Annotated in this window: 23 protein-coding genes; 4 read left to right on the top strand and 19 right to left on the bottom strand. The window is 75.7% G+C overall.

Annotation, left to right across the window (positions count from 1 at the left end; genetic code table 11):
- Positions 1-17: 17 nt before the first annotated feature.
- Complete coding sequence (locus J2S46_RS29080) at positions 18-1,061, bottom strand: zinc-dependent alcohol dehydrogenase family protein (RefSeq protein ID WP_191289822.1); 1,044 nt, start codon at positions 1,059-1,061, stop codon at positions 18-20.
- A 155-nt stretch (positions 1,062-1,216) separates the two neighbouring features.
- On the opposite strand from J2S46_RS29080, the gene J2S46_RS29075 reads away from it, so the two are divergent.
- Positions 1,217-2,212 carry a DEDDh family exonuclease gene (locus tag J2S46_RS29075; RefSeq protein ID WP_191289823.1) on the top strand — a complete coding sequence of 332 codons (996 nt, stop codon included), beginning with the start codon at positions 1,217-1,219 and terminating at the stop codon, positions 2,210-2,212.
- A gap of 49 nt (positions 2,213-2,261) precedes the next feature.
- On the top strand, positions 2,262-3,077 hold the full coding sequence (locus J2S46_RS29070) for an SURF1 family cytochrome oxidase biogenesis protein (protein WP_191289824.1): 816 nt from the start codon (positions 2,262-2,264) through the stop codon (positions 3,075-3,077).
- Positions 3,078-3,116: 39 nt separating this feature from the next.
- Here the strand turns inward: J2S46_RS29070 and trxA are convergent, their stop codons facing one another.
- A complete protein-coding gene (trxA, locus tag J2S46_RS29065; protein WP_307351632.1) occupies positions 3,117-3,482 on the bottom strand; it encodes a thioredoxin in 366 nt (121 codons plus the stop codon).
- Positions 3,483-3,600: 118 nt separating this feature from the next.
- Positions 3,601-4,035: a MerR family transcriptional regulator gene (locus J2S46_RS29060; RefSeq protein WP_191289825.1), complete on the bottom strand. Its 435-nt coding sequence runs from the start codon at positions 4,033-4,035 to the stop codon at positions 3,601-3,603.
- Between the two features lie 182 nt (positions 4,036-4,217).
- Here J2S46_RS29060 and J2S46_RS29055 point away from each other — a divergent pair, with 182 nt between their 5' ends.
- Positions 4,218-4,979 (top strand): SDR family oxidoreductase, encoded by a 762-nt coding sequence (locus J2S46_RS29055; RefSeq protein WP_191289826.1) that lies wholly within the window; start codon positions 4,218-4,220, stop codon positions 4,977-4,979.
- Between the two features lie 22 nt (positions 4,980-5,001).
- Here J2S46_RS29055 and J2S46_RS29050 read toward each other — a convergent pair whose 3' ends face one another.
- The 9 genes from J2S46_RS29050 to J2S46_RS29010 form a co-directional block, all read right to left on the bottom strand.
- Positions 5,002-5,625, bottom strand: a complete 624-nt coding sequence (locus J2S46_RS29050) for an Asp23/Gls24 family envelope stress response protein (protein ID WP_191289827.1) — start codon at positions 5,623-5,625, stop codon at positions 5,002-5,004.
- Entirely contained in the window at positions 5,622-6,482 is an 861-nt protein-coding gene (locus J2S46_RS29045) for a DUF6286 domain-containing protein (RefSeq protein WP_191289828.1), read from the bottom strand. The genes J2S46_RS29050 and J2S46_RS29045 overlap by 4 nt, the downstream gene beginning before the upstream one ends.
- A 30-nt stretch (positions 6,483-6,512) precedes the next feature.
- On the bottom strand, positions 6,513-6,854 hold the full coding sequence (locus J2S46_RS29040; RefSeq protein ID WP_191289829.1) for an Asp23/Gls24 family envelope stress response protein: 342 nt from the start codon (positions 6,852-6,854) through the stop codon (positions 6,513-6,515).
- Positions 6,854-7,045, bottom strand: coding sequence for a hypothetical protein (locus J2S46_RS29035; RefSeq protein ID WP_073928784.1), 192 nt, complete (start codon positions 7,043-7,045; stop codon positions 6,854-6,856). Before J2S46_RS29035 ends, J2S46_RS29040 begins: the two co-directional genes overlap by 1 nt.
- A gap of 138 nt (positions 7,046-7,183) precedes the next feature.
- The gene (locus tag J2S46_RS29030; protein WP_191289830.1) at positions 7,184-7,696 is read right to left on the bottom strand and encodes an Asp23/Gls24 family envelope stress response protein; all 513 of its coding nucleotides are present in this window, start codon (positions 7,694-7,696) and stop codon (positions 7,184-7,186) included.
- A gap of 166 nt (positions 7,697-7,862) precedes the next feature.
- Entirely contained in the window at positions 7,863-8,669 is an 807-nt protein-coding gene (locus J2S46_RS29025; RefSeq protein ID WP_191289831.1) for an enoyl-CoA hydratase/isomerase family protein, read from the bottom strand.
- A gap of 412 nt (positions 8,670-9,081) precedes the next feature.
- Positions 9,082-9,315: a helix-turn-helix domain-containing protein gene (locus tag J2S46_RS29020; protein ID WP_030059940.1), complete on the bottom strand. Its 234-nt coding sequence runs from the start codon at positions 9,313-9,315 to the stop codon at positions 9,082-9,084.
- Between the two features lie 451 nt (positions 9,316-9,766).
- On the bottom strand, positions 9,767-11,365 hold the full coding sequence (locus J2S46_RS29015) for an ABC-F family ATP-binding cassette domain-containing protein (protein ID WP_190208679.1): 1,599 nt from the start codon (positions 11,363-11,365) through the stop codon (positions 9,767-9,769).
- Between the two features lie 305 nt (positions 11,366-11,670).
- Positions 11,671-12,606, bottom strand: coding sequence for a PQQ-binding-like beta-propeller repeat protein (locus J2S46_RS29010; protein WP_191289832.1), 936 nt, complete (start codon positions 12,604-12,606; stop codon positions 11,671-11,673).
- A 461-nt stretch (positions 12,607-13,067) separates the two neighbouring features.
- On the opposite strand from J2S46_RS29010, the gene J2S46_RS29005 reads away from it, so the two are divergent.
- Positions 13,068-14,225: a glycoside hydrolase family 26 protein gene (locus J2S46_RS29005; protein ID WP_191289833.1), complete on the top strand. Its 1,158-nt coding sequence runs from the start codon at positions 13,068-13,070 to the stop codon at positions 14,223-14,225.
- Here J2S46_RS29005 and J2S46_RS29000 read toward each other — a convergent pair.
- From J2S46_RS29000 to J2S46_RS28970, 7 genes are all read right to left on the bottom strand, one after another.
- Complete coding sequence (locus J2S46_RS29000; protein WP_229912668.1) at positions 14,202-15,374, bottom strand: GNAT family N-acetyltransferase; 1,173 nt, start codon at positions 15,372-15,374, stop codon at positions 14,202-14,204. The genes J2S46_RS29005 and J2S46_RS29000 overlap by 24 nt on opposite strands.
- Positions 15,371-16,078: a Wzz/FepE/Etk N-terminal domain-containing protein gene (locus tag J2S46_RS28995; RefSeq protein WP_191289834.1), complete on the bottom strand. Its 708-nt coding sequence runs from the start codon at positions 16,076-16,078 to the stop codon at positions 15,371-15,373. The genes J2S46_RS29000 and J2S46_RS28995 overlap by 4 nt, the downstream gene beginning before the upstream one ends.
- 72 nt (positions 16,079-16,150) lie before the next feature.
- Complete coding sequence (locus tag J2S46_RS28990; RefSeq protein WP_191289835.1) at positions 16,151-17,299, bottom strand: glycosyltransferase; 1,149 nt, start codon at positions 17,297-17,299, stop codon at positions 16,151-16,153.
- On the bottom strand, positions 17,296-18,213 hold the full coding sequence (locus J2S46_RS28985; protein WP_229912669.1) for a polysaccharide deacetylase family protein: 918 nt from the start codon (positions 18,211-18,213) through the stop codon (positions 17,296-17,298). The genes J2S46_RS28990 and J2S46_RS28985 overlap by 4 nt, the downstream gene beginning before the upstream one ends.
- Positions 18,203-19,975, bottom strand: coding sequence for a lipid II flippase MurJ (locus J2S46_RS28980; RefSeq protein WP_191289836.1), 1,773 nt, complete (start codon positions 19,973-19,975; stop codon positions 18,203-18,205). The genes J2S46_RS28985 and J2S46_RS28980 overlap by 11 nt, the downstream gene beginning before the upstream one ends.
- Positions 19,972-21,384: an O-antigen ligase family protein gene (locus J2S46_RS28975; protein WP_229912670.1), complete on the bottom strand. Its 1,413-nt coding sequence runs from the start codon at positions 21,382-21,384 to the stop codon at positions 19,972-19,974. Before J2S46_RS28975 ends, J2S46_RS28980 begins: the two co-directional genes overlap by 4 nt.
- Positions 21,385-21,389: 5 nt before the next feature.
- Positions 21,390-22,916, bottom strand: coding sequence for a sugar transferase (locus J2S46_RS28970; RefSeq protein ID WP_229912671.1), 1,527 nt, complete (start codon positions 22,914-22,916; stop codon positions 21,390-21,392).
- Positions 22,917-22,956: the final 40 nt, after the last annotated feature.

The following is a 22,956-nucleotide window of genomic DNA, read 5'->3' as shown; positions in this document are numbered from 1 at the left end:
TACCGCCCGGCCGCGCCCTAGAAGGCGATCCGCACCTTCAGCGCCGACCGGTCGTCCATCGCGCGGTAGCCGTCCGGCACGCCCTCCAGGCCGACCGTGCGGTCGAAGACCAGGCCCGGGTCGATCGCGCCGGAGAGCACGTCCGGCAGCAGTTCGGGGATGTACGCGCGGGCCGGGGCGACGCCGCCGCGCAGCGAGACGTTGCGGCCGAACATCTGGCCGATGTCCACGCCCGCGCTGCCGCCGTGCGGCACGCCCACGTAGCCGACCGCGCCGCCGTCGCGGGCGATCGAGATCGCGGTCCGCATCGACTCCTCGGTGCCGACCGCCTCCAGCACCGCGTGCGCGCCCTGACCGCCGGTCAGCTCGCGGACCGCCTCGACGGCCTCCTCGCCGCGCGCGGCGACCACGTCGGTGGCGCCGAACTTGCGGGCGATGTCGGTGCGCACCTGGTGCCGGCCGAGCGCGATGATCCGGCCCGCACCGAGCCGGTGCGCGGCCAGCACGCCGCAGAGCCCGACCGCGCCGTCGCCGACCACCGCGACGGTCGCGCCCGGCCGCACCCCGGCCGTGACGGCCGCGTGGTGCCCGGTCGCCATCACGTCGGAGAGGGCGAGCAGCCCGGGCAGCAGCTTCTCGTCCGCGGCCGCCTCCTTGGGCAGCTGGACGAGCGTGCCGTCGGCGAACGGCACCCGGACGGCCTCGCCCTGTCCGCCGTCCGAGCCGACCTGGCCCCAGAACCCGCCGTGCGGGCAGGAGGTCTGCAGGCCCTCGCGGCAGTAGTCGCAGGTGCCGTCCGACCATACGAAGGGGGCGACCACGAAGTCGCCGCGGCGGAAGTCCCGCACCTCGGAGCCGGTCTCCTCGACGATGCCGAGGAACTCGTGCCCGATCCGCTGACCGGCCACCCGGGCCGCGACGCCGCGGTACGCCCAGAGGTCGCTGCCGCAGATGCAGGCGTTGACCACCCGTACGACGGCGTCGGTCGGGTGCTGGATCACGGGGTCGGGCACCTCCTCGACCCGGATGTCGTTGGGGCCGTGGATCACGGTGGCGCGCATGGGGGAACGTCCTTCGGGGAGGCTGCCGCCTGGGGTAGGGCGGCCGGAAATCGCTCGTCGGGATGTCCGGCGAACACGCTCACCACTCTATTCCGGCGCCGCCGCTCGGACATTCGGACCATGGGGGCGCCGCGCGGCCCTTATTCTGGTTGACCATGCACGCGATCCAGTCACCGACGAACCACGCCCCGTGGACGGTCCCCGTCCCGGCGCAGCGCACCGCCGCCCCCGCCGAGGGCTTCGCGGTGGTGGACGTCGAGACCACCGGCCTCGGCCGCTCGGACCGCGTCATCTCGGCCGGTGTCTACCAGCTGGACGCCGAGGGCGAGGTCACCGACCAGTGGTACACCCTGGTCAACCCGCAGCGCGACCCCGGGCCGGTCTGGATCCACGGCCTGACCAGCGCGGTGCTCAAGGACGCGCCGACCTTCCCGGAGATCGCCGGCGAGCTGGCCGAACGGCTGCGCGGGCGGGTGATGGTCGCCCACAACGCGCTCTTCGACTGGAACATGATCTCCCGCGAGTACTCCCGGGCGGGCCTGCGCGCCCCGGTCGACCAGCGGCTCTGCACCATGGTGCTCTCCCGGGACCTCCGGCTGCCGCTGCCCAACGGCAAGCTCGCCTCGCTCGCCGCGTACTTCGGGGTCCAGCAGCGTCAGGCCCACAACGCGCTGGACGACGCCCGGGTGCTCGCCGAGGCCTTCCGGCCGAGCCTGCACCTGGCCCGCCAGGGCGGCGTGCCGCTGCCGCTGCAGGCCTGCGTGGCCGTCACCGACCTCGGCGAGGAGGAACCGCAGACCCCCGGCCGCAGCTCCTGGAGCGGATCCTCGTACCGCGCCGCGAAGAAGCGCCCGCCGTGCCCGTACCCGAACCCCGGGCGCTGGCAGGACGGCAAGCCGCTCATGCAGGGCATGCGGGTGGCGATCACCGGTGACACCGCGACCGACCGCGAGGTGCTGGAGGACCGCGCGGTGGAGGCCGGACTGCACATCGCGACCTCGGTGAGCCGGCTCACCAGTCTGCTGGTCACCAACGAGCCCGGCAGTTGGAGCGGCAAGGCCCGCAAGGCCCGCGACCTGGGCACGCCGGTGGTCGGCGAGGACGCCTTCCTCCAGCTGCTGCGCGAGGTCGCACCGCACCCCGGAGCCTGACCGACCCCCGGTGTCGGACGGGCGGACGCGGTGGGCGTACCGTGCCGGTGTGTACCGTTTTCTGCTCTCCCGGCGCTGGGTGATCACCGTCCTGATCGCCCTGCTGCTGATCCCCGCCACCATCAAGCTGGGTTTCTGGCAGCTGCACCGGCACGAGGCGCGGGTGGCCCGCAACGAGCTGATCGCGCACGCGCTGACCGCCGAGCCGGTCCCCTTCGACTCGCTGAGCGCGCCGGGCCGCGCCGTCCCCAAGGACCTCACCTGGCGGGCGGTCACCGCGACCGGGCAGTACGACCAGGCGCACGAGTTCGTCGTCCGCAAGCGGACGGACGCCGGCGGGGACAACATCGGCTACTTCGTGATCACCCCGCTCCGGCTCGCCGACGGCGCCGGCGAGGTGCTGGTCAACCGGGGCTGGACCGCCTCCGGGGACTCCGCCGCCGCCTACCCCGACGTCCCGGCCGCGCCCTCCGGCGACGTCACCCTCACCGGGCGGATGCGCGCCGACGAGACCGCCGCGGGCAGCGGGATCCGCGACCGCAGCGGCCTGCCGGACCGCCAGTTCAACCTGATCAGCAGCGCCCAGCAGAGCGAGCGCACCGGGGCCGCGGTACTCCCCGGCTACCTGGAGCTGACGGCCACCGCGCCGGCCCCCGCGAGCCAGCCCGAGCTGCTGCCCGAGCCCAACCACTCCGACATCGGCCCGCACATGGCGTACGCCGTCCAGTGGTGGCTGTTCACCGCGATGATCCCGGTCGGGGTCTGGGTGCTGGTCCGCCGCGAGGCCAAGGACCGGGCCCGGGAGGCCGCCGCCGCGACCGCCGAGGCCGGTGCCGGGCCCGAGCCGGTGCCGGTGGCCGGCTGAATCCCGGACCGCGTCCCGCGGACCGGCCGCACCGACGGCTCAGAGCACGTCGGCCAGCTCGCGCAGCAGCCTCGCCCTGGCCCGCGCCCCGACCATCGACTTCACCGGCTCACCGTCCCGGAAGACCATCAGCGTCGGCATCGAGAGCACCGCGTACGCCGCCTGCGTCCGCGGGTTGGTGTCCACGTCCAGCTGCACCACCTTGAGCCGCCCGGCCAGTTCCACCGCGATCTCGGCCAGCACCGGCGCGACCATCCGGCACGGCGGGCACCAGTCCGCGGTGAACTTCACCAGGACGGGGCCCTCGGCCCCCAGCACCTCCGCGGCGAACGACTCGTCGGTGACGGACGCCACCCCGGTCACGACCGTGCCTCCTGCCGCCTGAACCGTTGCTGCCTGAGTCATCCTGATCTCCCTTCTGCGGGCGGCCACCTGGCCACCGGTCCGCTTACCTGACTGACTGCTTGCCTGTCTGTCTGCGTGCCTGTCTGCGTGCGTGCCTGCGTGCCTGCCCGCCCGGCCGTTACTCCGGCGCCGGCATCCGCTCGTGCGCCAGCTCGCAGCGCGGCGAGGGCGCGGCATCGGCGGCGTCCGCCAGCTCCGACCGGGACCGCTCCGCCCGGGACAGCTGCTCGCCGACCTGGGCGCGGACGGCCCGCAGCCGCTCGATGCACTCGTCCAGCTCGGCGAGCTTGCGCCGGTAGACCTCCAACGAGGCCGGGCAGGTGTCGCCCTCGGGGTGCCCCGCCTGCAGGCACTCCACGAACGGCCGGGTCTCCTCCAGCCCGAAGCCGAAGTCCTGCAACAACCGGATCTGCCGCAGCAGCCGCAGATCGTCCTCCCCGTACGCCCGGTACCCGTTGCCGCTGCGCCGGGCCGGCAGCAGCCCGCGCGACTCGTAGTACCGCAGCGTCCGGGTGGTCGTCCCCGCCCGCCTGGCCAGCTCACCGATCCGCATGCCCGTACTCCCTCCGGCCGCGCCGTGCCGCCGTGACCGACGGTAGACCTTGACCCTGACGTCAACGCCAGCCCCGCCCGGCGGACGGTGGCGGCCGGCGGCGGGCCGGCGGCGGGACGACCCGCGGCAGACCGCCCCCGGAAGGCCGCCGGGCCCGCTCCGGACGGGGGAGAATGCCGTCCATGGATCTTGGACTGAAGAACAAGGTGTACGTGGTCACCGGCGCCACCCGCGGGCTCGGCTTCGCCACCGCCCGGGAGCTCGCCGCCGACGGTGCCCGGCTGGTGGTCAGCGGCCGCTCGCAGGCCGCGGTGGACGAGGCGGTGGCCGGGCTCGGCGGCGAGGGACACGCGCACGGCGTGGTGGCGGACAACGCCGACCCCACCGCGGCCGCCCGGCTGGTCGAGGCCGCCCAGGAGGCGTTCGGGCGGCTGGACGGCGTCCTGATCAGCGTGGGCGGCCCGAAGGCCGGCCCGGTGGTGCTGGCCGAGGACGACACCTGGCGGGCGGCCTTCGAGTCGGTGTTCCTGGGCGCCCTGCGGATCGCCCGCGCGGCGGCGGCGGAGCTGGGCGAGGGCGGGGTGATCGGCTTCGTGCTGTCCGGCTCCGTCCGCGAGCCGATCTCCGGGCTGGGCGTCTCCAACGGGCTGCGGCCGGGGCTGGCGATGGCGGCGAAGTCGCTGGCGGACGAGCTGGGCCCGCGCGGGATCCGGGTGGTCGGCCTGCTGCCCGCCCGGATCGACACCGACCGGGTGCGCGAGCTGGACGAGCTGAGCGGGGACGCCGAGGCGGCCCGGGCCCGCGCCAGTGCCGCGATCCCGCTCGGCCGCTACGGGACGGCCGAGGAGTTCGGCAAGGTCGCCGCCTTCCTGCTGTCCCCCGCCGCCTCGTACCTCACCGGCGTGATGGTCCCGGTGGACGGCGGCGCCCTGCGCGGGCTCTGACCCGCCCGCAGGCCCCGGGGGCTCAGATCACCCGGGGGTGCTTGGGGGTGGCGGCCGGTTTCCTGGCCGCCACCCGCAGCCGCAGCCGGGCCGGCAGGGCGGTCAGCGCGAGGCTGGCCCGGGCCTGCGCCAGCGGGCCCGCGTCGAAGTCCTCGACCAGGGCCGCCGGGTCGCCGCCCGGCGAGAGCAGCACCGAACCTTGCACGGCCAGCCGCTTCGTCCGCCGGCCCACCACCCGCATCCGCGCCCGCTCGACCCCCGGCAGGCCGTCCGTGCCGGACTCCAGGGCTTCCTCCAGCGCCTTGGTCCGCAGCCGCAGCCGCAGCCCGGTGCCCGGGGAGGGCAGCGCCAGGCTGCTCGGCGCCGGCCGGCGGAGCTGGGCGACCAGCCACCAGAGCCCCAGCACCACGATCAGCGACAGGCCGCCGATCACCACCGGCCACCACCAGCCCTCGTCGGTCCGGCGGGTCCGGGCGGAATCGCTCAGCAGCGGCTGGTCGGGCGAGGTGAGCGGCCACCCGTCCGGCATGTCGAGGCCGAGGTGCCGGTAGAGGTCGAGCCCGCCGGCCAGCACCAGCAGGCCGACGGCGAGCAGCAGCAGGCCGGCCAGGGCCAGTACCACCCGGTTGACTCCGGAGTGGTTCATCGGGTTCGTCCTCCCGTCCGGGGTGTCCCCGCGCCGATCCTGCTGGTCAGCACCTCCAGCCGGAGCGGGCGGGCCAGGGCGATCCGGTCCAGCTCGGCGGCCAGGTCGCGCTGGACGGCCGCCGGGTCGGCGGGTCCCTCGATGGTGACCCTGGCCCGCCGGCGGTTGATCCTGACGGTGGTGCGTTCCACCCCGGGCACCTCGTCGGCCCGTGCCACCAGCAGGGCGCCGACCCCGGCCCGGTCGATCATGGCGTCCGTGGTCGCCGCGGGCAGCAGCGACAGCCAGCGGCGGAGTCCGGGGGCGAAGGCCAGCCAGAGGAGCCAGCCGCCCAGCAGGACGGCGGCGCCGGCGCCGAGCAGCACCCACAGGTCGTCCAGGTGGTGGGTGGCCAGCTGGTCGGCGAGTTCCGTCCGCCAGTACGCCGCCCGCCGGCCGGCCCGGACCGCGATCACGTCGTAGAGCAGCGGCCCGCAGACGGCCAGCGCGGCCACCACGACCACCGCCGTGGGGGCCGTCCTGGGGGACTTCTCCCGGCGGCCCCGGACCGCCCGGGCGGCTCCGGCGGCCGTGCGCCTGCCGGTCCGGTCGCCGGCCGGCGGCCCGGGCTCCGGTTCCGACCGCTCCCCCTCCCCCGGCTCGAAGGGCTGAACCGGCTCGGCGGGCGGGCCGGCCGGGGGCCCGGCCGCGGACGAGGCGGTCGCGCCCGTGCCCGGCACCGGCACCGGCACCGAGCCGGCGCCGGTGCCCGGGGCCGGCTCCGCGCCGTCGGCGGAGGGTTCGACGGGCCGGTGCTCCGGCCCGCCCGGCGGTTCCTGCTCCGGCCCGCCGGCCGGCTCGTTGCGCGGTCCGGTCATCGTGGCCGCCTCCCCACCGGGTGGGTCATCTCACTCCCCGCCCGTCACCGGCAGCAGCCGCTCGACCAGCACCGTCACCTCGACCACCCGGGTTCCGGTGAGGGCGGCGACCTGCTCGGCCACCCGGTCCCGGACGATGCGGGCCAGCGCCGCCAGGTCGGAGGGGAAGGGAAGCTCCACGCCGACCCGGACGGTGGCGGTGCGACCGGGCACCGAGACGGAGACGTGGGGCGGGGTGCCGGGTGCGGGCAGCCCGGGGCAGGCGACGCCCAGGGCGTCGCGGGCGGCCCGGGCGGCCACCTTGACGAAGACCCGGTCGGCGACCCGCAGGCTGCCCCGCCGGCCGCGGCCCGGCGCCAGGACGGCGGGCATCAGCGGCGCCGGTCGCGGCCGCGCAGCATGTCGCCCAGGTCACCGAGGTCGATGTCGCCCTCCAGCAACCGGCCCACCACGAACCCGACCGCACCGAGGACGGCCACCAGCAGGAAGGCGGCGAAGCCGCCGAAGTAGCCGGCGAAGCCGAGGGCCATTCCTGCCACCAGGCCGACGATGGCCAGGTTCATCCGCTGCTCCTCGTGTCTCCGGGGCCTCGTGGGTCCGGGGTCGGGTCCGGTTCGATCCCGGGTGGGTCGGGTCCGGGTGGGTCTGGCTTGTTCGGGCCGGGCCCGGTCGGGCCGGGGGCGGCCGTCGGGCCGGTAGGGCTACTGCAGCTTGGGCCGCTGACCGGTGGAGCCGCTCTCGTCCTCCTCCTCGATGTCCGGCTCGTCGGGCAGGTGGACGTCGTTGACCGCGATGTTCACCTCCACCACCTCCAGGCCGGTCATCCGCTCCACCGCGGAGATGATGTTCTCCCGTACCTGGGTGGCGAGTTCGGGGATCACCACGCCGTACTCGACGACCAGGGCGATGTCGATCGCGGTCTGCTTCTCGCCGACCTCGGCCTTGATGCCGCGTCCCATGCTGGACTTGCCGCCGGGCACCTTGTCGCGCATCGCGCCGAAGGTCCGGGTCAGGCCCGAGCCGAGGGCGTGGATGCCCGGGATCTCGCGGGCGGCCATGCCGGCGATCTTCTCCACCACACCGACGGCCAGCGCGGTGCGCCCGCGCTCGGCGGACGCCTTGGGGGCGGACACCCCGGACGACCCGGAGGAGGACGTGGGGCTGCCGGCGGGGGCGGTCTTGTGCAGGGCTGCGGGCGTCGGCGTGTCAGCCATGGGGGATCTCCTGTCGTTGCGTGTCCAGCTATATCGCAAATCACCCCAACTCTGGCATTCCGCCACGTAACCCGCCCCCGGAAAGCACGGACGGCCCGGCCCCACCCGGGGCCGGGCCGTCCGCGGTCGACCAAGGCGCGCCAGCCGCGCCCGGTCGTGCGACGGGTCAGTCGCCGATACCGGCGAGGTCCCGCATCCGGCGGGCCTGCGCCACCCGTTCGGCCGAACGCTGCTCGTCGTAGGAGCGGGCACCGGCGCCCTGCAGCAGCGCCTTGGTCTCGATCACCGCGTTGCGCGGGGCGGCCAGCAGGGCGGCCGCGAGGTCGCGGACGGCGCCGTCCAGCTCGGCGGCGGGCACCGCCAGGTTGGCCAGCCCGGTGGCCACCGCCTCCTCCGAGCCGACCCAGCGACCGGTCGCGCAGATCTCCAACGCCCTCGCATAGCCGACGAGTTCGGTGAGCGGCTTGGTGCCGGCCAAGTCCGGGACCAGCCCGAGCGAGGTCTCCTTCATGGAGAACTGGACGTCCTCGGCGACCACCCGCAGGTCGCAGGCCAGGGCGAGCTGGAACCCGGCGCCGACCGCGTGCCCCTGAACGGCCGCGATGCTGATCAGATCGGGGCGCCGCCACCAGGTGAAGGCCTCCTGGAAGCCGGCGATGGTGTCGTCGAGGTCCTTGTCCTCGGCGGCCGCGAGCTGGATGAAGTTCCGCTCGCCCGGCAGGCCCTCGGGGGTGAACATGGCACGGTCCAGGCCGGCGGAGAAGGAGACGCCCTCGGCCCGGAGCACGACCACCCGCACGGTGCCGGGCAGCTCGCGGCCGGCCGCGCTCAGCGCGCGCCACATCGCCGGCGACTGGGCGTTGCGCCGCTTGGGCTGACAGAGCGTCACCAGGGCGACGTCGCCGTCGATCTCCAGTCGGACGCCGTCCTGCTCCCAGGCCTCGGCCTGCGGGTCGGTGGCGGGAGCGGTCATGGGGCACCTCCGGCGGTGAAGGGAACGCGTGGGGACGCGCCGCCGAAGGGGTGGCGGCGGACCACGGCCGGCGGGCGGCAGGACGGCCCGCCCGGTCGGCTACCGGAGAGTAACAAACTTGCGCCGGTGACGGCAGGGGCACCCCGCAGGCCGGTCCGGAGCGGGTCGCACCCCGGACCGGAAGGCGCCGGGAGCGGCCAGGAGGAGCCGGAAGGACCCGGACATGGCGATCGGCGGCCGGTTCGCCCGGCCCGGGGGCGGACGACCCTCACGTCGTCCCCCCGGCCGGCGCCCTGCCGCCGATACGTCCTGATCCTCGACCGCGCTCCTGCGCGCAGCTTCCGGCACGGCGACCACGACCCCCCTTTCGGGTCCGCTCAACGGTCGCACCGCCGCCCGGCATGACGTAATGTCAGGAACCAGCTCCTGCAGTAGCCTTGTTCTTGCCCCGCGTGGCACCGCCGCGGCCCCGGAGAATCACTCCGGACTCGCTCAGCATGCGGTGCACGAAGCCGTACGAGCGACCGGTCTCCTCCGCCAGCGCGCGAATGCTCGCTCCGGAGTCGTATTTCTTCTTCAGATCGGCCGCGAGCTTCTCACGCGCGGCACCGGTCACCCGGCTGCCCTTTTTCAGAGTCTCGGCCACCCGTGCCTCCTCGTAGCGTTGCTCGGTCAGATTCCCATGATCACCCATCGACCGCGTCCTGGCCACCCATTCGACAAGGTGGATGTACGGAAGGACTGCTCGCCGGTGGTGATCGCCCCGCACGACGGCGCTCACGCTGGGTGCACGCGCCCCTGCTCCGAGTACCGTCCCGGCGGCGAAAGAGCTGATCAGCACGGCCGGCCCGGCAGCGGGGCGACGCCAGGGCTACGAGATCCCACACAAACGGAATCCCCGACCACTTCATTCCCGGACACACCGGGAGGACTAGTTCTTCTCGTACCGATGGACTACCCCGCGTCCACCCGACGTCACCCTGCGGTCATGGCGGCGGGCCGCAGCGGCGGATGCCCGAGGGCCCCGGGGTCACCGGGCGGGCGCGCCCATGGGAAGAGCCCCCGCGAATGCGGGGGCTCCCGAGGTGGCCGAACGGTCAGGCCAGCGAGACCAGGTCCGCGTAGGCGGGGCTCCAGAGGTCCTCGACGCCGTCCGGGAGCAGGATGATCCGCTCCGGCTGGAGCGCGTCGACCGCGCCCTCGTCGTGGGTGACCAGGACGACGGCGCCGCTGAACTCGCGCAGCGCGCCGAGGATCTCCTCGCGGCTGGCCGGGTCCAGGTTGTTGGTGGGCTCGTCGAGCAGCAGCACGTTGGCGCTGGAGACCACCAGCGAGGCCAGCGCGAGACGGGTCTTCTCACCACCGGAGAGCACCCCGGCCGGCTTGTCCACGTCGTCGCCGGAGAACAGGAAGGAGCCGAGGATCTTGCGGATCTGCACCAGGTCGGTGTCGGGCGCGGAGGAACGCATGTTCTCCAGCACCGTCCGCTCCGGGTCCAGCGTCTCGTGCTCCTGGGCGTAGTAGCCGATCTTCAGACCGTGTCCGGGGATCACCTCGCCGGTGTCCGGCTCCTCCACGCCCGCGAGCATCCGCAGCAGGGTGGTCTTGCCGGCGCCGTTCAGGCCGAGGATGACGACCCGCGAACCGCGGTCGATCGCCAGGCCCACGTCGGTGAAGATCTCCAGCGAGCCGTACGACTTCGACAGGCCCTCCGCCATCAGCGGGGTCTTGCCGCAGGGGGCCGGGTCCGGGAAGCGCAGCTTGGCGACCTTGTCGGAGACCCGGACCTGCTCCAGTCCGGCCAGCAGCTTCTCGGCGCGGCGGGCCATGTTCTGCGCGGCCACCGTCTTGGTCGCCTTCGCGCGCATCTTGTCGGCCTGCGAGTTGAGGGTCGCGGCCTTCTTCTCGGCGTTGGCGCGCTCGCGCTTGCGGCGCTTCTCGTCGTCCTCGCGCTGCTGCTTGTACTGCTTCCAGCCCATGTTGTAGATGTCGATCGCGGCCCGGTTGGCGTCCAGGTAGAACACCTTGTTGACGACCGTCTCGACCAGCTCGACATCGTGGGAGATCACGATGAAGCCGCCCTTGTAGGTCTTCAGGAAGTCCCGCAGCCAGGCGATCGAGTCGGCGTCGAGGTGGTTGGTGGGCTCGTCGAGCAGCAGGATGTCGGCGTCCGAGAAGAGGATCCGGGCCAGCTCGACCCGGCGGCGCTGACCACCGGAGAGGGTGTGCAGCTCCTGGCCGAGGATGCGGTCCGGCAGGCCCAGCGCGGCGGCGATGGTCGCGGCCTCCGCCTCGGCGGCGTAGCCGCCCTTGGTGAGGAACTCGGTCTCCAGGTTGGAGTACTTCTTCATCGCCTTGTCGCGGGTGGCGCCCTTGCCGTTCGCCATCCGCTCCTCGTTCTCGCGCATCTTCTTCAGCACGGTGTCGAGGCCGCGGGCGGAGAGGATCCGGTCGCGGGCCAGCACGTCGAGGTCGCCGGTGCGCGGGTCCTGCGGGAGGTAGCCCACCTGGCCGGAGTTGGTCACCGTGCCGCCGGCCGGGATGCCCTCGCCGGCCAGCACCTTGGTGAGGGTGGTCTTGCCGGCACCGTTGCGGCCGACCAGGCCGATCCGGTCGCCGGGGGCGATCCGGAAGCTGGCGGACTCGATCAGGACGCGGGCGCCGGCACGCAGTTCGAGGGCGTTCGCGGAAATCATGGCTGGGTACTCCTGGGACGTGGGCGGGCGCGGGCGACCGGCGAACCCCAGGGGCTGGGGACACCGGGCCGGGGCGGCGGCGGGGGTGAGGGGGCGGCGTCACGGAACACGGACGGCCGTCGGACGCACGCTGAGGTGCACCGATCGGCTCGCCGTCCCGCCCGCTAGTGCCCGGAGAAGTCAGCCATGCGGACCAGTCTACCGGGCGCCGCGCGAAGGCCCGAAGGCAATACGTGCCCGAGCGGCGCACGACGGGCGCACGCCGCGCACCCGGTGGGCGCGCGGCGGGGGCCCGGGCGGCGGGCTCAGGGGCCGGGGTTGGCCGCCGGCTCGGCGCACGCGCCCTGCGGGCGGACGGCCGCGAAGGCCTCGGTCCGGCTGCCGCAGGCCGACTCCGGGGCGGCCGCCTTGGTGTCGAAGACCCGGCTGCCGAGGATCGGGCCGTCCTCGATCTGCACCCGCTGCCCGTCCAGCGCCCGCATCGCGACGGCCGGGCCGGTGGCCAGCTGCCAGTTGGTGCTGTCCAGGCGGTAGCCGGTGATGCCGCCGAAGGCCTGGTGGTTGTTGCTGCTGCTGCCGGTGCAGGTCCGCGGGACCAGCACCGCGTAGTTGGTCCGCACGGTGCGCAGCGGGTCGTAGGCGCAGTTGCCGGCCGGGCGGTCGTTGTAACGCAGATCACCGTCGGCGTCGCGGAAGCCCATGGTCAGGCCCGGCGTCACCACCGCCACCCAGGGGCTGGCCTGGGGGACGGTGTACAGGGCGATGGCCGCGCGCTCCACCGCAAGCTGCTTGCGCTGGGTCTCGGTGCGCTGGGCGGCGCCGGGCTCGCCCTCGCCGCGCAGCCACTCCGCCAGACCGGGCACGGCGCGGTGCCAGCGCACCTCGTGGTCGCTCGGGCGGACCGAGGTGACCAGGCCGTCGTCCCAGAGCACCACCGCGTCGTCGCCGGCCATCGCCAGGTAGAGGGCGGTCGCGCCCTCCCGGCGGTAGGACCAGGCGTGCTCGCCGCTGGCGGGGTCGTAGGCCTCCAGGCCCGGGCCCACCCTGAGCTCCAGCCCGGCGGTGTCCAGCGACTGCGCGGTCACCGGGCTCGCGTCCGCGCCGCCCGGCTCCGCCACCCGGTCGCCGAACGGGACGGGCTTGTTGGCGTGCGCGGCCGCGCCCGCCAGCAGCACCAGCAGGACCGCCAGGGCAGGGAGGATCGAACGGGGGGTGAGAACACGCAGCGGCTTCCAGGACACGGGCGGAGCGTACCTTCCGTTCACCCCGCGAGTCAGCCGGACATCATCGGCCGTCCGTAGGACGGACACCCGTACGGGGGTCGTCCGCGAGGTCTCCGGACGCGTCGGGCGACCTGCGCCGTCAGGGGTGTCGCCGGGCGGGCGGGCGGATCGCGGCCCCGCGCCCGCGGGGCCGCGGCGGGCCGGCGGACTGTTACAGAGGTGGTACACAGACGCACCGCGCCCGGGCGCGGTTCCCGGCCCCGGAGCGGCACCGCTCCGGGCCCTTCGCGGCGGCTCCCGGACGGGGTCCGGCGGCGCTCCGGCGGCTCCGCGGCCCGCTCTCCCCCAGGCCCGGAAGGGGAGTTCGAACGGCGTCCACTTTAGGGTGACATTGGGGTTTTCTGACGCCTTGTGGGCTTAGTGTCAGAATCGCGGGCCCGCTCTGCCGGGCCCGGCCTTGAGGCCCACGAGGAGAGACCATGCGTTCAGGCCGGCTCGCCCTGGCCGCCGCCGCGCTGCTCATGCTGACCACCGCGAGCGTCCCGGCCGGCCCCGCGCCCGACCGGGACGGGCCCGGCTCGGCCCTCTCCGCCGACGCGGCCGCACCGCGCGGGGCCGCCCCCCGGCCCGCCACCCAACAGCCCCGGCACGAACCCCCGTTCGGGGCCTTCGTCGGCTCCTGGGACCGGTACATCCCGCAGATCGGGCGCTACGCCCAGTGGCTCGGCAACGCCAATCTGCAGGTCGGCCACACCTACCTGGCCGGCAACAGCTGGGGCGACGTGGAGGGCGAGCCGGTGGTGCTCGGCCTCTGGTCGCAGTGGCGGCAGGCCGACCCCGCGCGCACCCTCGTGCTCGGCGTGCCGATGCTGGTGCCGAGCGAGGGCGGCGTCCCGGACGCGGAGGTCGCCCGGCTGCTGGCCCAGGGCGCCAAGGGGGACTTCGACCAGCACTTCCTCAAACTGGCCCGCAAGCTGGTCGCGCTGGGCGGCAACGACACCGTGCTCACCCTCGGCTGGGAGATGAACGGCGTCACCTACACCCACCGCTGCAAGCCCGACCCGACCGCCTGGAAAGCCTACTGGCGGCGGATCGTCACGGTGATGCGCTCGGTGCCCGGGCAGCGGTTCCGATTCGACTTCACCCCCAACCGCGGCCTGGACGCCATCCCCTGGACGCGCTGCTACCCGGGCGACGACGTGGTCGACATCATCGGCATGGACAGCTACGACCAGCCCGCCGGGGGCACCTTCGACGAGTACGTCTCGGAGCCCTACGGCCTGCAGGACCAGGTCGAGTTCGCGGCCCGGCGCGGGAAGCCGGTCTCGTACCCGGAATGGGGCCTGTTCCGCAACGGCGACAACCCCGAGTACGTCCGGCGGATGGTGGAGTGGATGCGCACCCACGACACCAGCTACCAGACCGTGACGGACTACTGCCCGCACGGCTTCTGGGGGTGCGACCGCAACCCGCGGTCGAGCGCGGTGTTCAAGCAGCTGATGAGCGGCTCCAGGGGCGCGACCGGCCCGTCCCCGGCCGCCCCGGCCCCCGTGCCCGCTCCGGGCGTCCCCGCTCCGGCCGGGACCCTTCCGGCCCCGGCTGCCGCTCCGGCCTCAGCTCCGGCGGCGGGCCGCTAGCGCCTCCTTCAGGCGGGGCAGCCGCGAGCGCAGCAGCTCGACCGCGGTCCGCCTGGCCCGGGCCGCGAGCAGCAGCACCGCGACGGCCGGGGCGAGCCGGCCGGGGCCCAGCAGCAGCCGCTGGTTGGCCAGCGCGTCCGGGCGCCAGCGCTGCTTGTACGGCTCCTGGCCGCGCAGCAGGCTCAGCACCGGGATCCCGGCGTCCACCACCTCGTCCAGGGCCGCGCCGAACAGCAGCCCGGCGATGTCGAGCCGCTCGCGCAGCGCCGGGTGCGCGCCGTAGAGGTAGAGGCCGCCGAAGGCCGGCGAGAGCAGCAGCAGGTTCACCGCGACCAACTCCCCGTCCAGCCAGTACTGGTGCACGGCGGCCCGGCGGGCGGCGACCAGGCCGGTGGTGGACTCGGTCAGGTGCCGGGCGAAGCGCTCGGAGCGGTGTTCAGGGGTGACACCGCGCTGCTGCCACTGCAGGAAGTGCAGCCGCAGCAGTCCGGCGACGGCCTCCGGCACCTCCTCGGGCGGGGTGGAGCGGAACTCCACGCCCGATTCGGCGATCCGGCGCAGCTTCACCCGGCTGCGCTGGGCGGTCCGGCCCGGCAGCCGCTTGAGCAGCTCCTCCATCGGGACGGCCGGCAGGTACTGGCAGAGCGAGTCGGGCAGCCGGTGCCGGGCGCCCCGCCAGTGCTCGAAGAGCTGCTGGGCGGCGGCGTCCGGGTGCACCTCGCGCAGTTCCAGGCTGTGCCAGGGCCGGCTGAGCGGCAGTACGGCGGCCAGCTCGGCGGCGGCCCGCGCCGCGCAGTCGTCGTCCAGCAGGACGTCGGTGAAGTCGATCAGGGCGCCGCCCAGGCCGGTCAGCCCGCCGGACAGCCGCCCCAGCAGGCCGGCCCGGCGCTGGAAGGCGCCCGCGCCGACCAGCCGGCCGTCCCGCCGGACCAAGGCCACCACCAGGGCTCCCGGCCGACCGTAGCTCCGCCACCAGGAGGCCTGCCAGGCGGCGCTCTGGAAGGAGGTGGCGGTGCGGCAGCGGGCGGCCAGGTCGTCCCACTCGGCGGCGAGGGCGCCGAGGGCCTCGTCGTCGCGGCGGATCTCGGTGCTCCAGCGCGGCCCGGCCGCCTGCGCCGGGAGGCCCGCCGAGGCCAGGTCGGCGGTCACCGGGTGCTCGTGGCCGGTTCGGCGGCCTGCTCCTTGCCCCGGGCGCGCCCGGCGGTCTCCCCGGCGGCCGCCGGGCCCGGCACGGGCACGGCCTGGGCGGCAGCGGCGACGGGCAGGGCCTGACCCGCCGGTGCGGCGGCCGGGTCGTCGTCGCGCCGGCGGGTCATCATCACCAGGGCGCCGATCAGCAGCCCGGCCGCGCCGCCCACCGCGACGTCCAGTTGCGCGGACGGCGAGGTCGGCCGATCGGGCGCGGCGGCCGCCGCCAGCGGGACGAGCTTCACCCCGGTCTCCGGCGTGCTCGGGTTGGCGAAGGCCACCAGCGCCTTGGCCACCGCGTCCGCGGCCGTCGCGGCCTCCTTCGGCGCCGGGCCGGTGCCGGTGATCTCGATCATCGGCGCGTCCGGGGAGGTGGTGCCGTGCACCAGCTCCGACAGCTCCGAGGTGGTGTGCCCGCTGGCCGCCGCGGCCGGGGCGAGCACCTGCGGCTGGCCGGCCAGCCGGCCGTACGCCTGGGCGAAGTTGACGGCGTTCGCGCCCTCCCCCGGGGTCTGCGGCACCACCACCACGTAGGCGTTGGCGGCGTACACGGGGTGCGCGACGGTCGCGTACCCGGCGCCGGCCGCGGCGCCGAGCGGCACCGCGAGGGCCACAGGCCACCAGCGGCGGGCCAGCTGGCGAGCGCTCTGACGCAGTTCGGACATCGGGGGGCTCCAGGGGGTCGGCCGGCCCGGGTGGGCCGGAGGTGACGGGAACGTAGGGAAACGGGCTCGTGCTCAGGCGCCGCGGGCGGCGCCGGCGGGTGCGGACGCGGGGCGCGGCACCAGTCGGTCGTAGAGGGCGCCCAGCTCCGCGGCGGCCCGGGCGGCGTCGTAGCGGGCCACCGCCGGCGCCGGGGCGAGCGGGCGGGTGCCCGTGGCCCGCAGGTCGTACAGCTCACGCAGGGCGGAGGCGTAGGCGGCCGGGTCGGAGGGGATCCGCAGGGCGCCGGGGGCCGCCGCCGGGGGCAGCTCGTCCAGGGCCGGGCAGGCGCTGTGCCGGACGGGAAGGCCGGCCGCCAGCCCCTCCAGCACGCCGAGGCCGAAGGTCTCCTCGGTCGAGGGGGCGGCCAGCACGTCGAGGGCGGCCAGCAGGTCGGGCACGTCGTCGCGCTCGCCGGTGAACAGCACCCGGCCGCGCACCCCGAGCCGCCCGGCCCGGCGCTCCAGGGCCGGACGCTCCGGGCCCTCGCCGATCAGCACCAGCCGGGGCCCGTCCAGCTCGCGCAGCGCGTCCAGCAGGACGTCGAAGCGCTTGCCGGGCACCAGCCGGCCGACCGCGCCGATCACCCAGCTGCCCTGCGGCAGCCCGAGGCCGTCCCGGACCCGGCGCCGGACCACCGCGCGCTGCCCGGCCGGCCAGGCGTACCGGGCGGCGTCGATGCCGTTGGGGATCAGCTCCACCCGGGCCGGCGGGACGCCCCAGGCGTGCAGCGTCCCCTCCACCTGCCGGGAGACCGCGACCGTGGTGCGGCCCAGCCGCTCCGCGGCCAGGTAGAGGCCCTTGACGCCGCGGGTGACCGGGCGGCCCTCGATCACCCCGGGGTGCAGCGAGTGCTCGGTGGCGACCACCGCCCGCACCCCGGCCAGCCGGGCGGCCAGCCGCCCGTACAGCCCGGCCCGGTAGAGGTGGGTGTGCACCAGGTCGTAGCGGCCGGCCCGGATCAGCCGGACCAGCCTGGGCAACGCGCCGACGTCCCGGTTGCCGCGCATCGCGAGGTCGTGGACGGGGACGCCGTCCGCCCGCAGCGCGCCGGCCACCGCGCCGGGGTTGGTCAGCGTCAGCACCTCGCAGTGCTGGTGGGCGGGCAGGTTCCGGACGGTCAGCAGCAGTTGGCGCTCGGCCCCGCCGGAGGCCAGGCCGGTGACGATGTGCAGCACCCTCATCGCCCGGACCTCCCGCGCCGCTCGGCCAGCCGGCCGCGGCGCAGCCCGGTGACGGTGTCGCGCAGCCGGTGGCGGCCGCGCTTGGCCCGCAGCCGCCAGCCGCCGTCGCGGTCGCCGACGTAGCAGCGGGGCAGTGCGAAGCGGCCGGTCAGCGGGGAGTGCGCGATCGCGCAGGCGTAGTCGTAGCCGGCGTCGCGGACGGCGAGGGTGGCGGCCAGGTCCACCGCCCCGTACGGGTAGCAGAAGCCGGTGACCGGGCCGCCGACCATCTCCTCCAGCGCGCGGCGGCTCTCCCTGGTCTGGATCGCGAGCTGGTCGGCCGGCAGCCCGGGCAGCGCCCGGTGGCCCAGCCCGTGCGAGCCGATCTCCCAGCCGGCGGCGGCCAGCCCGGCCACCTGGTCGACCGTCAGCAGTTGCTTGCGCGGGCCGTCGGAGTCCCAGTCGTTGACCCGGCCGAGCAGGTCCGGCACCACGTACGCGGTGGCGGTGAAGCCGTACTGCTGGAGCACCGGGACGGCGTACCGGGCGAAGTCGGCGTAGCCGTCGTCGAAGGTCAGCCCGACCAGCCGCTCGGCCCGGCCCTCGGCCTGGGCCCGCATCAGCTCACGCGTGGAGACGCCCCGGCGGCCGGTGCGGTGCAGCCAGTTCATCTGCTCGGCGAACCGGCCGGGGCTGACCGTCAGCAGGTACGGGTCGTCCTTCTCGACGGCCACCGAGTGGTACATCAGGATCCACGGCGCCCAGGGCGAGCCCGGCCGGGCCGCGGGCAGCGGCCGCCTCGGGTAGGGCAGGCGGCCGGCCCGGGCCTCGGGGGCCCGCCGGCCGGCGCCGTCCGGCACGGTTTGCGGCGCGCCGGCAGGGCGACGGCGCGGATCGGACAGGACCGGGCGGACCGGGCCCCGTTCAGCGTCCATGGGGCAGCTTCCCTTCATCGGCGATGGATGGCGGGCACAGGGCCCGGACGGCGGCGAGCACGGGGCCACGCACCTCGGCGGCGCCGAAGCCCGTCCCGAGGGCGGCGAAGACCAGGGCCACGGTCACCCCGCCGAGCAGGGTCGACAGCAGCGGGTCGGCGGGCACCCCGGCGGCGAGGGCGCCGGCCGCGGCCGCGCCGACCGCGGCGGCCAGCAGCCGGGCCTGGCCGGCCAGCACCCGGCCCGTCCGGACGGCGATGCCGCGCAGCAGCAGTCCGCGCAGCAGCAGGGCGGCGGTCGCGGTGATGCCCGCCGCGTTGCCGGCCGCCAGCCCGAGCGCGCCGTAGCCCGGGGTGGCCAGCAGTCCGACGACGACGGTGACCCCGAGTCCGAGCAGCATCGCGGCGGCCGGGTACCAGTCGAGCAGCCGGCGGCCGCCGTCGTCCGGCCGCCGGTCGCCGGCCCGGCGGACCACCGGGCGGACCGAGAAGTACGGCCGGACCATCACCCCGATCAGGGCCTGAGCGGGCAGGCCGAAGCTGTAGACCCGGATGACGGCGGCGGTCGCGGCGGTGTCCTGCGGTCCGAAGGCGCCGCGCTGGAAGAGCAGCGCCACGACGGAGGGCGCGCAGGCCATCAGGAAGGCGGTGCCGGCCAGCACCACGGCGGTGGCCTGGCCGAGGTCCTTCTCCACCCGGTCCCTGGCGGTGACCAGGTCGCCGGCCGCCAGCGCCCTGGCCACCAGCGGGAAGGTCACCGTGCAGATCAGGATGGCCGCCGTCATGGCGAGCTGGGAGACCTTGGCGGCGTAGTTGAGGTGCGAGATGGTGCCGGGCGGCAGGCCCGAGCCGAGGTAGCGCTCGACGAAGACCTGGGCCTGCCGGGTCAGGGTGAAGACCGCGACCGGGAGTATCGCGAGCGGGATGAGGACCAGGCCGCCCGGCTGCGGCCCCCGCCCGCGCCCCGGCCGTGGCCCGGCCTGGCCCGCGCCCCGGCCGCGCAGCCGCCGCAGGAACGGGCCCACCAGCAGCGCGGCCATCAGCAGGCTGCCGACCGCCACGCCGATCGCCGCCGACCGGACCCCCCAGATCGCGTTGCAGGTCAGCAGTACGGCCAGGATGCCCAGGTTGTAGGCCACGTAGATGCCGGCCGGGGCGGTGAAGTTGTGGTGGGCGCGCAGCGCCGAGCCCAGGTAGCCGGCCAGGCCGAAGGGCAGGATGGTGAGCGCGGTGATCCGGGTGCAGGTGACGGCGAGGCCCGGATCGGGCAGGCCGGGGGCGAGCAGCCGCACCAGCTGGGGCGCGCCGAGGGCGGCGCCGAGCGACAGCGCGCACAGTGCCGCCAGCAGCCAGGGCAGCGTGGCCCGGACCAACTGGCGTACCGGGTCCGGCGATTCGGGGTTCTCCTCGCGGAGCACCAGGGCCAGGCTGAAGGCGGGCACCATCAGGAAGGCCATCGCGTCCTCGATCAGCAGCGGCGCCGCCGTCTCGGGCACCGTCCAGGCCACCAGGAAGGCGTCGGTGCCCTGGTTGGCGCCGAAGAAGCGGGCCAGCAGCAGGTCGCGGAGCAGGCCGAGGGCGGATCCGGCGGCGCTCAGCAGGGCGGTGACGCCGAAGGCCTTGACCAGGAAGCCGCGCCGGTTCGGCGCTCCCGCCGGGGCGGGCGGGGGCGCGGCGGCCCCGGCCGGGGCGGGCCGGGGTTCGGCGGCGCGGGCCGGCGGCAGCGGCGCGGCCACCGTCCGGGCGGGTGGGTCGCCGTTCACGGGGCGGGCACCTCGGCGCGGGCGGTGGCCGGGGCGGGCCGGGGGCGGGCGGACGGGACCGGGACGCCGGGCGCGGGCAGCGGCCCGGCGGCCCGTCCGGGGGCGGCCGGCAGCGCCGTCCGCGCGGCGAGGCCGAGCACGATCGAGGTGAGCACCGTGGTGGTGCCCCCGATGTCCGCGTAGAGGAAGTCCACCAGCACCCAGGTGAGCAGCGCGAGGGCGGCCGTCCCGGTGCCCCGGGCCCGGCGCAGGCAGCCGGCCAGCAGGCCGAGGAAGAGCGCGGCGTACGCGAGGATCCCGAGCAGGCCCTGTTCGCTGAGCACCAGGAAGTACATGTTGTGCGGGGAGAGCAGCGGCTCGCGCGTGAACCCGATGCTGGTGTCCTCCGCGTCGCTGCCCGAGGAGAGCCGCAAGGGGGCGTGGCTGTCGCGCAGTTGCTGGAAGGCCTTGGGGCCCGCGCCGGTCACCGGGTGGTCCTGCCAGATCCGCTCGGCGGTGCCCCAGAGGTCGTAGCGGTCGCTGACCGACTGGTCGGGCGCCGCCGAGACGGAACCGATGCTGCTCAGCCGGGCGGTGACGCCGGAGGCGCCGACCCCGAAGCCGCCCACCAGCACCACCGCGGCGGCCAGCGCCAGCACGGCGTTCCGCAGGGCCAGCCGGGCGTCGCAGCGCAGCAGCAGCACGGCGGCGGCGATGCCGGTGGCGATCCAGCTGCCCCGGCTGAACGACACGGCGAGCGGGAACACCAGGAACGCCGCGGCCGCGAACATCGCCCGGCGCAGCCGGGCGTCGCCGCCGGGGCCGCGCTCGGCCATGGCCAGCGCCAGCGCGGCGAGCAGGCCGTAGCTGACCACGCTGGACATCGCCATGATGTCCAGCGCGCCGAAGGTGCCGACCGCCCGGATCGGCTGCCCGGTGTACGAGGCGCCGGTGCCGGTCAGGTACTGGTGGGCGCCGACCACGCCCTGGACCAACGCGGCGAGCACGAAGGAGCCGAGGATCAGCCGCTGGTCGGTGCGGTCGCGCAGGACGCAGAGCACGGCGGCCGGGACGAGTACGAAGACCTGGGCGAGCCGGACGAACCCGGTGACGCCGGCGACCGGGTCGATCGAGCCGACCGTGGCGACGGCGGCGGCCAGCACCACGGCGCCGAACAGGACGCAGGCCGTCCGGCCGATCCGGGGGGTGCGGCCGCGCAGCAGGTCGAGCCCGAGCAGGGCGACCAGGGCCAGCGAGGCGAGGTCGGCCGGGGTGACGTGGACGGCGGCGGCGACGTCCTTCTCCCCGGTCGGCACGCAGACCAGCAGGACGGTGGCGGCGGCGAGCAGGCTCGGCCGGGCCGACAGCGCGGCGCCCGCCCGGCGTAAGGCCGCGGCCGGTCCGGGGGCGGCGGGAAGGGTCAGGGCCACGGTGGTCAGCTTCCGTCCGGGTGGAGCATCAGGGCTGCCGTCCGGAGCAGGATCTTGACGTCCTGCCACAGGCTCCAGCTCTCGATGTAGCGGTTGTCGAAGCGGGCCCGGTCCTCGATGGAGGTGTCGCCGCGCAGGCCGTTGACCTGGGCGAGGCCGGTGAGACCGACGGGGACGCGGTGCCGGTCGGCGTACTCGGGGTACGCCTGGCCGAAGCGCATCACGAAGTACGGGCGCTCCGGCCGGGGGCCGACCAGGCTCATGTCGCCGCGCAGGATGTTCCACAACTGCGGCAGCTCGTCCAGGGAGCTGCGGCGCAGCAGCTTGCCGACGGCGCCCATCCGGTGGTCCTGGGCGATGTTCCAGCGGGTGGCCGACTCGTGCTCGTTGCTGGGCCGCAGGGTGCGGAACTTGAGCAGGGTGAAGACCCGGCCGTCGAGTCCGGTGCGCTGCTGGCGGAAGAGCACGCCCGAGCCGGTGTCGAAGCGGACGGCCAGCGCGCAGGCGGCCAGCACCGGCGCCAGCGCGATCAGGCCGAGGGCGGCGGCGGTGATGTCGAGGGCGCGCTTGCCGGCCCAGCCGGGGCGGCGCATCGCGGGGCGGCCGATCCGCAGGCAGGGGAAGCCCCAGAGGTGGTCGCCGCCGCGGGGGCGGGGGCCGGCCGGGAGCGAGCCGTACTCCCGCAGCGCGGGGACCAGCCAGACCTGGCAGCCCAGCCGGGCGGCCTCGCGCAGGGCGGCGGCGGTCTCCGTCCCGTCGGCGGCGCCCTCGGTGGCGAGCACGTGGTGGACGCGGTGGCGGCGGACCTCGCGCTCCAGCGCCTCGCGGCCGCCGAGGACGGGCAGCCCGGTGCCCTCGGCGGTCAGCACCGGGTCGGGGTCGAGGAAGCCGACCGGGCGCAGCCCGTACTCGCGGCGCTCGGTGAGCGCGGCGGCGACCCACTGGCCGAGCTGGCCGGCGCCGAGCAGCAGGACGGGGCTGGGCCGGCGGCGGCGGGCCCGGCGGATGAGGTGGTAGGAGACGGCCCGGCCGCAGCTGGCGAGCAGCAGGAAGACGCCGAGCAGGGTGAGCAGGCGGACCGGGGTGCCGGTGCCCCGGTCGGGCCAGCGGCCGTCGAGGCAGCCGGCCACGGTGACGGCGAAGGCGGTGGCGACCACGGAGCGGGCCGCGAGGGCGGGGAGTTCGTCCAGGGCGGAGAGGCTGAGCCGGGTGCGGTAGAGGCCGCCGGCGAGGTTGAGCACCAGCAGCAGGGCCAGCAGGGTGCTGGTGGCGAGCAGCGGCCGGTCGCGGCCGGTGGCGCCGAGGGTGGCGGTGCCGACGGCGGCGGCGGCGCCGAGAGCGAGGATGTCCACGGTGACCAGCGCGGCGGGCAGCGCGAGCCGGGAGCGGAAGGGCCGGCGGTGGCGGCCGATCGCCTGGGCCGTCCGGGCCGGTCCGGCGGCGGCCGGGCGGTCCAGGACTCCGGTGGCGGGCCGGCGGGCGGCGGCCATGGATCCGCCCGGCCTCGGCACGCTCTCGTGGTCAATGGTCATCAGCGCACGAACTCCCCTGCTGTGTGCCCGTGACGTCGGG

Origin of the sequence: Kitasatospora herbaricolor (genome assembly GCF_030813695.1) — a bacterium.
GTDB classification, from domain to species: Bacteria; Actinomycetota; Actinomycetes; order Streptomycetales; family Streptomycetaceae; genus Kitasatospora; species Kitasatospora herbaricolor.
This window is presented reverse-complemented; position numbering and strand designations above follow the sequence as displayed.